We start from the raw sequence: 11,531 nt of genomic DNA, 5'->3' as shown, positions 1-11,531 counted from the left end.
CCGGCGAGGGGTGAGGTGAGGAGGGTGAGGGCGGTCTCGGTGTCGAGCCAGGAGGTCGCCTCGGGCTCGCCGGACGCCGCCGCGCCGGCGGCCCCCGAGGCCTCCGCCGCCGCCACCGCCCGCAGCGCCGTCAGCAGCGGTGCCACCGCCGGTTCGTGGCGCAACGGTACGTCGTCGCCGTCCACCTCCACGGGTACGCCGGCCGCCGTGAGGGCGCGGCGCACGGTCGGGATCGTGCGGGAACCGGCGCGTACCAGGACGGCCATCTCGCTCCACGGGACGCCGTCCTCCAGGTGGGCCCTGCGGAGGATGTCGGCGATGTTGTCCAGTTCCGTGCCGGACGTCGGGTACGTGTACGCCTCGACCCGGCCGCCGTCCCGGACGGGCGCGAGTTCGCGATGGGCGCGCACCTTCTCGGCGGGCAGCCGGGTCAGCGGCATGCGCTGGGTCAGCAGGCGGGTGGCGGCCAGCAGGGCGGCGCCGGAGCGTCGGGAGGTGCGCAGCACCTTGACGGGGGCCGGGCGGCCGTCCGCGCGGGGGAAGGCGTGCGGGAAGTCGAGGATGCCGTTCACGTCGGCCCCGCGGAACGTGTAGATCGACTGGTCGGGGTCACCGAAGGCGACGAGCGTGCGGCCCCCGCCGGCCAGGGCGTGCAGGAGCCGCACCTGAGCGGGATCGGTGTCCTGGTACTCGTCGACGTAGACGGCGTCGTACCGGGCGGCGAGCCACGCGGCGGCCTCGGGCCGGCGGGCGAGGAGCACCGCGCGGTGGACGAGTTCCGCGTAGTCGAGCACGCCCTGCAGGTCGAGCACGTCGAGGTACTCGGCGAGGAAGGCGGCGGCGGCGCGCCAGTCGGGGCGTCCCGTACGGCGGGCGAAGTCGTCCAGGGCGTCGGGGCCGAGGCCGAGTTCACGGGTGCGGGCGAGGACCGCCCGGACCTCGTCGGCGAACCCGCGCGTGGTCAGGCAGGCGCGCAGCTCGTCCGGCCAGCGCACGTTCGCGAGCCCGAGCCGCTCCAGATCGACCTGGCCGGCGAGCAGCTCCCGCACCGAGACGTCCTGCTCGGGGCCGGACAGCAGCCGCATCGGTTCCACGAACAGGTCGCTGTCCTGGTGGGCGCGGACCAGGGCGTAGCAGAACGAGTGGAAGGTGGTCGCCTGGGGAGCGCGGGCCGCCCCGGTCCGCTGGGCCATGCGGTCGCGCAGTTCGACGGCCGCCCTGCGGCTGAAGGTGAGGACCAGGACGCGCTCGGGGTCACCGCCGCGGGCGATGCGCTCGGTCACGGACTCGACGAGCGTGGTGGTCTTTCCGGTGCCGGGACCTGCGAGGACGAGCAGCGGTCCGGTGGTGTGGTCAACCACGGAGCGCTGCGAGGCGTCCAAAAGAGGGGGATCCACTCGGGCAGGAGGGGTACGTACCAGTCGGTAAGCGCCACGGCTCCCCCGCCGCACCCGGGGGTGCGAAAGGCCGTTGGTGGAGGAAGAGGAGCTCACGTGGTTCGCCGGTCCTGGTGGAAGTGCTGGTGGGCGGGCCACCGCGCGTTGCGGGCGGTGACCGCGGGGTGACGGGGACGTGTGCGGCCGACGCTACGCCGACGGGTGGGGCGGAAGCAGGGCTTCCCCTTCTTCCCGCCGGTCACTCGCGGCACTCATGGCACTCACGCCCCTCGTCTCACGAACGTACGTCATGCCGCTCCTGTGCCCCGATTCCCCCGTCCGGATCACGGGTCACACGAGGGGGCGTCCGATGCCGGAAGCTGTCAGGTGTGACCCTCCGCGCGTTCGCCGCCGTCCCAACGCGCCCGTCTCATGTCGAGGCGGGGCAGATGGCCCTCGGCGGCCCGGCTCGCCTCTTTCAGGGGCGTGCCCTCCTCGCGGTAGTGGCCGAGCGCCCGCTGTTCGTGCCCCGGGAGCAGGACGCCGTCCGCGCGGACGACGCGCCACCACGGAACGGCTCCCCCGTAGAGGGCCATGACGCGGCCGACCTGCCGTGGACCGCCCTCGTCGAGCCACTCGGCGACGTCCCCGTATGTCATGACACGGCCCGGCGGGATCAGTTCGGCCACATCCAGGACCCGCTCGGCGTACGCGGGCAGCGCCTGCGCGCGCTCGTCCTCGTACCGGCCCCCCTCAGGGCTCTGCTCACTCATCCGTCCCATCCTGCCCCACCCCACCGACAACGGGCCGCGCCTGCTCCGGAGCGTTCGCCTCGCCCGGCGGGCGCACGTCGGGCAGACTGTCCGACCCCGCATGTGCACCCTGATGCCCCCGTGTGTCGGTGCGGCATGCCACCATCGTGCGGGCGGTGACCGGTGATACGAGACCAAGAAGAGACCATGAAGCAGCAGGGTGCGCACCCGGACGACACGGAGGGCACCTCTGACGCTGCGTCGCGCCCGGACACGCCGGACGACGGCCCGAAGGCGGGCGGGAAGCAGGCCCGGCCGGTCTCCGGGGAACCGGACATCGTGAACATCGACGAGGTGGAGGGCGACGAACCGCTGCTCCCCGCGCGCGTGCACCGCCCGTCCGATCTGATGCGGCTGCTGGTGGGCGTGCTCGCCATCGCGGTGCTGATCGGGATCGCCGCGTTCGCGCACGGCACCACCTCGGGCCTCGAACAGGACATCAACAAGGGCACCGGGCAGGCACCCGACCTGCTCATCAAGATCGCGGGACTGGCCTCCAGCATCGCGATCCTGCTGGTGCCGGTCGCCTTCGCCATCGAGCGGCTGATCAAACGGGACGGGCTGCGGATCGCCGACGGCGTGCTCGCGGCGGTCCTCGCACACGGTGTGACCCTCGCCACCGACCTGTGGGTGGCCCGGGCCGCCCCCGACTCGATCCAGGAGGCGCTCACCCAGCCCTCCCCCGGCGACATCCACGCGCTGACCGACCCCGTGCACGGCTATCTGGCGCCGGTCATCGCGTACATGACGGCCGTCGGCATGTCCCGCAGACCCCGATGGCGCGCCGTGCTGTGGGTCGTGCTGCTCCTCGACGCCTTCTCGATGCTCGTCACCGGGTACACGACACCGTTCTCGATCATCCTGACCGTGCTGATCGGCTGGACCGTGGCCTACGGCACGCTGTACGCGGTCGGCTCGCCCAACGTCCGGCCCACCGGGCAGACGCTGATGGCGGGCCTGCGGACCGTCGGCTTCCACCCGGTCAGCGCGTCCCGCGAGGACACCTCGGACAACCCGGACACCGGTGACCGGGGCCGCCGCTACTTCGTCACGCTGGAGGACGGCCCGCCGCTGGACGTGACGGTCGTCGACCGTGAGCAGCAGGCCCAGGGCTTCTTCTACCGCGCCTGGCGCAATCTGACCCTGCGCGGCTTCGCCACCCGGAGCAGCCTGCAGTCGCTGCGGCAGGCCCTGGAGCAGGAGGCACTGCTGGCGTACGCGGCCATCGCGGCCGGCGCCAACGCGCCCAAGCTGATCGCGACCTCGGAACTCGGCCCCGACGCGGTGATGCTCGTCTACGAGCACAGCGGCGGGCGCACTCTCGACTCGCTGCCGGACGAGGAGATCACCGACGACCTGCTGCGCGACACCTGGCACCAGGTGGAGGCCCTCCAGTCCCGGCGCATCGCGCACCGCAGGCTGGTGGGCGACGCCATTCTGGTGGATCGTTCCGGCACGGTGATCCTCACCGACCTGCGCGTCGGCGAGATCGCGGCCGGCGATCTGCTGCTGCGCATGGACATCTCCCAGCTGCTGGTGACCCTTGGTCTGCGGGTCGGTGCCGAGCGGGCGGTCGCCTCGGCGGTGGGCGTGCTCGGGCCGGACGCGGTGGCGGACTGTCTGCCGATGCTCCAGCCCATCGCGCTCAGCCGCTCCACGCGCGCGACGCTGCGCAGACTGGCCCGGGAGCGGGCGCAGCGCGAGCGCGACGCGGTTTTGGAGGCGTCCCGGCAGGCCAAGCAGGCCCGCCTGGAGGAGGCCTCCGAAGACGACACCGCACCGGTCCCGGACAAGCCCGACAAGAAGGCCGTACGGGCGGAGCAGCGGGCCGAGAAGCGGGCCATCGACGAGGCCCTGGAGGAGGCGCGCGAGGAGGACCTGCTCACGCAGATCCGGCACCAGGTGCTGCGGATCAGGCCGCAGGCACCGGTCGAGCCGGCCCGGCTCGAGCGGGTGCGGCCGCGCACCCTGATCAGTTTCATCGCCGGCGCGATCGGCGCGTACTTCCTGCTGACGCAACTCACGCACATCGAGTTCGGACCGCTCATCTCGAACGCCGACTGGGGCTGGGTCGCCGCGGCCGTGCTGTTCTCCATGGGCAGTTACGTGGCGGCGGCGATGGCGCTGCTGGGCTTCGTGCCCGAGCGGGTGCCGTTCCTGCGGACCGTGGCGGCGCAGGTCGCCGGGTCGTTCGTGAAGATCGTCGCGCCGGCCGCGGTGGGCGGTGTCGCTCTCAACACGCGCTTCCTCCAGCGCGCGGGAGTGCGGCCGGGGCTCGCGGTGGCGAGTGTCGGCGCGTCACAGCTGTTCGGGCTCGGCTGCCACATCCTGATGCTGCTGTCCTTCGGCTATCTGACCGGAACCGAGAAGACGCCGTCGCTGTCGCCGTCCCGGACGGTCATCGCCGGTCTGCTGACGGTGGCGGTGCTCGTGCTCGTGGTGACCTCGGTGCCGTTCCTGCGGAAGTTCGTCGTCACGCGCGTGAGGTCGCTGTTCGCGGGTGTCGTGCCGCGCATGCTGGACGTGCTCCAGCGGCCGCAGAAGCTGGTCACCGGTATCGGCGGCATGCTGCTGCTGACCGCCTGCTTCGTGATGTGCCTGGACGCGTCGATCCGCGCGTTCGGCGACGATTCCACCTCGATCAGCATCGCCAGCGTGGCCGTCGTCTTCCTCGCGGGCAACGCGCTGGGCTCCGCGGCACCGACACCGGGTGGCGTGGGCGCCGTCGAGGCGACGCTGACCGTCGGTCTGATCGCCGTCGGGCTTCCGAAGGAGGTCGCGGCACCGGCCGTCCTGCTGTTCCGGCTGCTGACCCTGTGGATTCCGGTGCTGCCGGGCTGGCTGGCCTTCAACCATCTGACCCGCAAGCAGGCCCTCTGACAGAGCTCGCCCGTCGGCCGCCGTTCAGACCAGTAAGCGGCCGCCGTCAGGCCAGAGACAGGCCTTCTGGCCACATCAGCCCCTCTTACCTCGTACGGCACGCGCCCCGCGCGTCCGGCTCCGTACCGCCGCAGGATGGAACCATGCCACGCCTGCTCCGGCTGCGCGCCGCCGCCCTGACCGCCACCGCCGTGCTGCTGTCCGCCGTGCTGGGTGGCTGCGGTGACGACGGCGCCAAGGACGAGGACCTCACACAGCAGCAGTTGAACTGGAAGGCCTGCCCGGCCCCGGACGAGGCCCAGGGCGGAGGCACCGCCCCCTCGCCGCTGCCGGACGGCGGCGAGTGGCAGTGCGCCACCATGAAGGCGCCCCTCGACTGGCACGACCCCAAGGGCGACACGATCGACCTCGAGCTGATCCGGGCCAGGACCAGCGGCAGCGAGAGCGAGCGCATCGGCTCGCTGATCTTCAACTTCGGCGGCCCCGGCCAGTCGGGCGTCACCACCCTGCCCGGCTTCGGGGAGGACTTCGAGACTCTGCGCACCCGCTACGACCTGGTCAGCTTCGACCCGCGGGGCGTCGGCCGCAGCGCCCCTGTGTTCTGCGAGAACGACCAGCAGCTCGACGCGTACTTCCAGCAGGACGCCACACCGGACGACGCCTCCGAACGCACCGAGTTCGTCGACAACACCGAGGACTTCAACCAGGCGTGCGAGCAGAACTCCGGGAAGAAGCTGCCGCACGTGCGTACAACCGACGCCGCCCGCGACATGGATCTGATGCGTCAGGTCCTCGGCGACAACAAGCTGCACTATTTCGGCTTCTCCTACGGCACCGAACTCGGCGGCGTCTACGCCCACTTGTTCCCCAAGCGGGTCGGCCGCGCCGTGTTCGACGCCGTCGTGGACCCCACTGAGAACCCCGAACAGAGCTCGCTCGGACAGGCCGAGGGATTCCAGCTCGCGCTCGACAACTTCGCCGAGGACTGCGTGTCGAAGACCGAGAAATGCCCCATCGGCGACAGCGCGCAGGACGTGAAGAACCGTATCGCCGCGCTGCTGAAATCCCTCGACAGCAAGCCGATCCCAGGCGTCTTCCCGCGCGAGCTGACCCAGAGCGCGGCGACGAACGGCATCGTGCAAGCCCTGTACTCGCAGGACCTGTGGGAGACCCTCACCGAGGGCCTGAACCAGGCGTACGGCGGCGACGGCAGCATCCTGATGCTGCTGTCCGACTCGATGAACGGGCGCAGCAAGAACGGCGAGTACGACAACTCGGTCGCCGCCTTCACCGCCATCAGCTGCGCGGACGCCAAACCCCGCTACGACACCGCCTACGTACAGCGGAAACTGCCGGAGTTCCGGGCCGCGTCCCCCCTGTTCGGCGACACCTTGGCGTGGGGCATGATCGGCTGTACCGACTGGGCCGTGCCGGGCGCCGCCGACCATCCGGACGTGAGCGCGCCCGGCTCGGCGCCGATCCTGGTCGTCGGCAACACCGGGGACCCTGCCACCCCGTACGAGGGCGCGCGGAAGATGGTGGACGCGCTGGGCAAGGGTGTCGGTGTCGAGCTGACGTACCGGGGGCAGGGGCACGGCGCCTACGACAGCAAGAACACGTGCGTACAAGGCGCGGTGAACGGCTATCTGCTGGACGGAAAGGTGCCGCCGGCGGGGACGGTCTGCACCTGAGCGAAGCCACTGTCCCGACAAAGCTGCAGGTCAGAAGGTTATCCACAGGCCGCAACGACCGACGCAGCGTCTGCCTACCATGGCCTGACCGCCATCCGCGGCACGGTGCGGACGGCATGCGAGGGGGGATGGAGCCCATGGCGCGTTTTCCACGGTGGACCGCTCTGGCGGTCGCCTCGGCACTGCTGGCCGCGGGATGCGGCGGTGATTCGTCCGACGACAAGAGCGGTGGACTCTCCTGGGGCCGGTGCGAGGCCACCTCCGACGCCCCCGCGCCGGGCAGCGACTGGCAGTGCGCGACGCTGAAGGTGCCGCTGGACTGGTCCGAACCGAACGGCGAGACGATCGGGCTGGGGCTGATCCGCGCCAAGGCCCGCGGGGACCACCGCGCCGGCTCGCTCCTGTTCAACTTCGGCGGCCCCGGCGCCTCGGGCATGTCCATGATGCCGTCGTACGCCCCGACCGTCTCCAAGCTCCGTGAGCGGTACGACCTGGTGAGCTGGGACCCGCGTGGGGTGGGCGCCAGCGAGGGGGTGCGCTGCCGCGGCGACAAGGAGATCCAGGCGGCCGAGTCGGTGGACACCACCCCGGACACCCCCGCCGAGGAGAAGGCGTACCTCGAGGACGCCACCGCCTTCGGCAAGGGCTGCCAGGAGGACGCCGGAAAGCTGATGGCGCACGTCTCGACCGCCGACTCGGCCCGCGACATGGACCGCATCCGAGAGGTCCTCGGCGACGCCAGGATGCACTACTTCGGCATCTCCTACGGCACGGAACTCGGCGGCACCTATGCCCACCTGTTCCCGAAGAAGGTGGGCCGGATGACGCTGGACGCGGTCGTCGACCCGGGCGCCGACACCGTCGGCCATGCCCGGAACCAGGCGCAGGGCTTCCAGCGCGCGCTGAACGGCTACCTCGAATCCACGGGCCAGGACCCGGCGGAGGGCACCCGGAGGATCGCGGACCTGCTCCGGCGGATCGACACCCGGCCCCTGCCGACCGCCACGCCCGGGCGGAAGCTGACCCAGTCGCTCGCGGTCACCGGGATCATCCTGCCGCTGTACAGCAAGGACAGCTGGCCGACACTGACCAGTGCCCTCGACACGGCGGAGCGGGGTGACGGCTCGGAGCTGCTGGCCCTCGCCGACCGCTACAACGAACGCAACGCGTCGGGGCAGTACGGCACGACGACCCACGCCCAGCGGGTCATATCGTGCCTGGACGACAGGCAGCGGCCGACCGCGGCGGAGACGAAGAAGCTGCTGCCGGAGTTCGAGAAGATCTCCCCGGTCTTCGGCACGTACCTCGGCTGGGACACGGCCGGCTGGTGCCACGACTGGCCGGTGCCAGGGCAGCACGACAGCCCGGAGGTGAGCGCCCCGGGCGCGGCACCGGTCCTGGTGGTCGGCAACACGGGCGACCCGGCCACCCCGTACGAGGGTGCGCGGAGGATGGCCGACGAGCTGGGCAAGGGCGTCGGTGTGATGCTCACCTGGCGGGGCGAGGGGCACGGCGCGTACGGCAGCGGGAGCGACTGCGTCGACTCCACGGTGGACACCTACCTGCTGGACGGCTCGGTGCCGAAGGACGGCAAGGTCTGCTCATGACGACGGCGGGGCCTTCGGGCACCCGTGGTGCGCGAAGCCCCCGCCGCTCGGAAGGGAGAGCCGTATCCGGATCAGTAAACCGGCTTGTCCGGCTCGATCTGGTTGACCCAGCCGATCACACCGCCGCCGACGTGGACCGCGTCCGAGAAGCCCGCGGACTTCAGCACCGCGAGGACTTCCGCACTGCGGACACCCGTCTTGCAGTGCAGGACGATCTTCTTGTCCTGCGGGAGGTTCTCCAGGGCGGTGCCCATGAGGAACTCGTTCTTCGGGATCAGCCGAGCACCCGGGATGGAGACGATCTCGTACTCGTTGGGCTCGCGGACATCGATGATGTCGATGCTCTCGCCGTCGTCGATCCACTCCTTGAGCTGCTTGGGAGTGATCGTGGAGTCGGCGGCCGCCGCCTGGGCCTCCTCGGAGACGACGCCGCAGAAGGCCTCGTAGTCGATGAGTTCGGTGACGGTCGGGTTCTCGCCGCAGACCGCGCAGTCCGGGTCCTTGCGGACCTTGACCTGGCGGTACTGCATCTCCAGGGCGTCGTAGATCATCAGTCGGCCGACCAGCGGGTCACCGATGCCGGCGAGCAGCTTGATGGCCTCGTTGACCTGGATCGAGCCGATGGACGCGCACAGCACGCCCAGCACGCCGCCCTCGGCGCAGGAGGGGACCATGCCGGGGGGCGGGGGCTCCGGGTACAGGCACCGGTAGCACGGGCCGTGCTCGGACCAGAAGACGGAGGCCTGGCCGTCGAAGCGGTAGATCGAGCCCCAGACGTACGGCTTGTTCAGCAGCACGCAGGCGTCGTTGACCAGGTAGCGGGTCGCGAAGTTGTCCGTGCCGTCGACGATCAGGTCGTACTGGCTGAAGATGTCCATCACGTTGTCGGCCTCGAGCCGCTCCTCGTGAAGGATCACGTTCACGTACGGGTTGATGCCCTTGACGCTGTCGCGGGCGGACTCGGCCTTGGGGCGGCCGATGTCGGCCTGGCTGTGGATGATCTGGCGCTGCAGGTTCGACTCGTCGACCTCGTCGAACTCCACGATGCCGAGGGTGCCGACGCCCGCGGCGGCCAGGTACATCAGCGCCGGCGAGCCCAGGCCGCCGGCGCCCACACACAGCACCTTGGCGTTCTTCAGCCGCTTCTGCCCGTCCATCCCGACATCGGGGATGATCAGGTGGCGGGAGTACCTGCGGACCTCGTCTACGGTGAGCTCGGAAGCCGGCTCGACCAGGGGTGGCAGCGACACGGGGACTCCGTTGGTCGGTCAATCACTACGGTTGTTCTCCCCGTAACAGTGCCATGCGCTTTTTCATTCCGAGACACCTGTTCCGATCCGCGAGACGATTTCGTCCCAGTAGCCGGGCATGGTCTCCCAGGGGTCGGTGCGCCCGCCGCAGTCCGTGCGGTCGGTGAAGTAGATCGTCGCGGCGCCCTGCCAGCGGGAGATCCGCAGCGCCTCCTCCAGGTGGGGGCGGGGCACGCCGTGGACGAAGTGGCAGAAGCGCTCGGGCGCGTGGTCGGCGGTCCACTCGGCCACCTGCGACCAGCGGTAGTCGCTCCACGGCCCGGAGAAGGTGACCAGCTGGTCGGCGAGCTCGGCGTAGCCCGGATGCGGATGGATGCCGTGGCCGAGGACGATGTGGGCACCGTCACGCATCCCCCGGAGGGCGGCGACCGTGCGGCGCACCTCGGACAGCCCGGCATGGTCCGCCGGGCAGCGGTCCAGGAGGAAGCCGTCGACCCGGTACCAGTCGACGAAGCGGTGGGCGTCCCCGAGCAGTTCGCCGAAGGTGCGCGTGCCGTACCGGGTACTGAGATGGCCGAGGACCCGGACGCCCGCGTTGCGCAGACGGCCGGCCGCCTCCAGGCAGTGCGGGTCGGGGCGGGCGCCCGGCCCGTCGGTCACGTTGAGGACGACCCAGTGCAGCGGGGTGCCTTTTTCTGGCGAGTGTGCCCCACTCGGTGGGCGCGAGCAGGGGATGCGCGTAGCCGGGGACACCGACGCCGGACCGGAGCTCCGTGCCGGAGGTGCGCGACAGCCTGCTGGTCAGATGCGGCATGCCGCCTCCATCCAGATGTCGGCGAGGGACTCCTCCAGCCCGATCCGGGGGCGCCAGCCGAGCCGGTCGCGCGCGGTGCGCACATCGGCCTGCTGCCAGCTGCCGCAGCCGTCCGGGTACGGGAAGGTGACCGGGGGCGCGTGGTCCGAGTCGGAGCGGGGGTGGCCGATGACCGGGCGCAGGGCGCCGGGAGGGCCGTCGAGTTCGTGGAGGGCGCCGCCGTACCCGGCGACGCGGGCGAGGACCGCGGCGGCGTCACGGAGGCGTACGGCGCGGCCGGAGCCGATGTTGATGACGCCCTGCGCGGCGGAGAGCGAGGCGGCGTGCACGGCTCGGGCCACGTCACGGACGTCGACGAAGTCGCGCTGCGCACCGAGACCGCCGAGCTTCAGTTCGCCGTCGCCGGACTGCATGGCGCGGCGCATGGCCTCGGCGAGCCGGCCCAGCGGGGAGCCGGCGGGGGTGCCGGGTCCGGCCGGTGAGAAGACGCGCAGCACCACGGCGTCCAGGCCGGAGCCGAGGACGAGTTCGGTGGCGGCGAGTTTGCTGACGCCGTACGGGCCGCCGGGCCGGGGCACGGCGTCCTCCGCCGTCGAGGAGCCGGGCTGGCTGGGACCGTACTCCGCGCTGCACCCGATCTGCACCAGCCGGGCTCCGCAACCGCTGCGGCGCAGGGCCTCGCAGACGGTGGCCACGGCGACGGTGTTGTGGCGGGTGAGCTCCCGGGCACCGCCCCGGGTGGCGCCGGCACAGTTGACGACGACACCCGGGTGGACCGCGTCGAGGAAGCGGGTGAGGGCGCCGGGGCTGCCGGACGCGAGGTCGAAGCGGACGTCGGCGTCGTCGCCCCGGCCGAGGGCGGTGAGCTGCACGGCAGGGTCGGCGAGCAGGCGGTCGGCGACGAAGCGCCCGATGTAGCCGTTGGCTCCGATCAGCAGGACTCTCATCGCGCGGCTCCCGCGGCGGCCGGGGCTCCTGGGTGGGTGATCATGTCGGTTCTCCTTGGGCGGGACGGGACGGGGCGGGACGGGACGGACGGGGTGGTGCGGGCGCCTTCGGCGGTGGGGCCGGTGTCAGTGGCTGCGGGGAGCCTCGACGGCT

General features: G+C 71.5%; 7 protein-coding genes and 1 pseudogene. 3 read left to right on the top strand and 5 right to left on the bottom strand.

Features of this window, described 5'->3' with window-relative positions; all coding sequences use genetic code 11:
- Window positions 1-1,493, bottom strand: a 1,493-nt coding sequence (locus SSQG_RS25810) for an ATP-dependent helicase (protein WP_158681205.1), incomplete at its 3' end; no start/stop codon positions are given.
- Window positions 1,494-1,759: 266 nt separating this feature from the next.
- Window positions 1,760-2,149, bottom strand: a complete 390-nt coding sequence (locus tag SSQG_RS25805) for an MGMT family protein (RefSeq protein WP_039933618.1) — start codon at window positions 2,147-2,149, stop codon at window positions 1,760-1,762.
- A 186-nt stretch (window positions 2,150-2,335) separates the two neighbouring features.
- On the opposite strand from SSQG_RS25805, the gene SSQG_RS25800 reads away from it, so the two are divergent.
- From SSQG_RS25800 to SSQG_RS25790, 3 genes are all read left to right on the top strand, one after another.
- Window positions 2,336-5,068 carry a lysylphosphatidylglycerol synthase domain-containing protein gene (locus SSQG_RS25800; RefSeq protein WP_039933617.1) on the top strand — a complete coding sequence of 911 codons (2,733 nt, stop codon included), beginning with the start codon at window positions 2,336-2,338 and terminating at the stop codon, window positions 5,066-5,068.
- A 143-nt stretch (window positions 5,069-5,211) separates the two neighbouring features.
- Window positions 5,212-6,759, top strand: coding sequence for an alpha/beta hydrolase (locus SSQG_RS25795; RefSeq protein ID WP_003992797.1), 1,548 nt, complete (start codon window positions 5,212-5,214; stop codon window positions 6,757-6,759).
- A 137-nt stretch (window positions 6,760-6,896) separates the two neighbouring features.
- The gene (locus SSQG_RS25790; RefSeq protein ID WP_039933616.1) at window positions 6,897-8,366 is read left to right on the top strand and encodes an alpha/beta hydrolase; all 1,470 of its coding nucleotides are present in this window, start codon (window positions 6,897-6,899) and stop codon (window positions 8,364-8,366) included.
- A gap of 71 nt (window positions 8,367-8,437) precedes the next feature.
- Here the strand turns inward: SSQG_RS25790 and moeZ are convergent, their stop codons facing one another.
- The 3 genes and pseudogenes from moeZ to SSQG_RS25775 form a co-directional block, all read right to left on the bottom strand.
- Window positions 8,438-9,616, bottom strand: a complete 1,179-nt coding sequence (moeZ, locus tag SSQG_RS25785) for an adenylyltransferase/sulfurtransferase MoeZ (protein WP_003992795.1) — start codon at window positions 9,614-9,616, stop codon at window positions 8,438-8,440.
- Between the two features lie 63 nt (window positions 9,617-9,679).
- A pseudogene (locus SSQG_RS25780) lies at window positions 9,680-10,430 on the bottom strand (spherulation-specific family 4 protein).
- On the bottom strand, window positions 10,418-11,377 hold the full coding sequence (locus SSQG_RS25775) for an NAD-dependent epimerase/dehydratase family protein (RefSeq protein ID WP_003992793.1): 960 nt from the start codon (window positions 11,375-11,377) through the stop codon (window positions 10,418-10,420). Before SSQG_RS25775 ends, SSQG_RS25780 begins: the two are co-directional and overlap by 13 nt.
- Between the last annotated feature and the right edge of the window lie 154 nt (window positions 11,378-11,531).

Source organism: Streptomyces viridochromogenes DSM 40736, from assembly GCF_000158955.1.
GTDB lineage: Bacteria > Actinomycetota > Actinomycetes > Streptomycetales > Streptomycetaceae > Streptomyces > Streptomyces venetus.
This window is presented reverse-complemented; position numbering and strand designations above follow the sequence as displayed.

Excerpts from the sequence above, each read along its gene's own strand:
- SSQG_RS25795 (WP_003992797.1), top strand. The coding sequence starts at position 5,212 with ATGCCACGCCTGCTCCGGCTGCGCGCCGCCGCCCTGACCGCCACCGCC.
- SSQG_RS25775 (WP_003992793.1), bottom strand. The coding sequence starts at position 11,377 with ATGAGAGTCCTGCTGATCGGAGCCAACGGCTACATCGGGCGCTTCGTC.
- SSQG_RS25790 (WP_039933616.1), top strand. The coding sequence starts at position 6,897 with ATGGCGCGTTTTCCACGGTGGACCGCTCTGGCGGTCGCCTCGGCACTG.
- SSQG_RS25805 (WP_039933618.1), bottom strand. The coding sequence starts at position 2,149 with ATGAGTGAGCAGAGCCCTGAGGGGGGCCGGTACGAGGACGAGCGCGCG.
- SSQG_RS25800 (WP_039933617.1), top strand. The coding sequence starts at position 2,336 with ATGAAGCAGCAGGGTGCGCACCCGGACGACACGGAGGGCACCTCTGAC.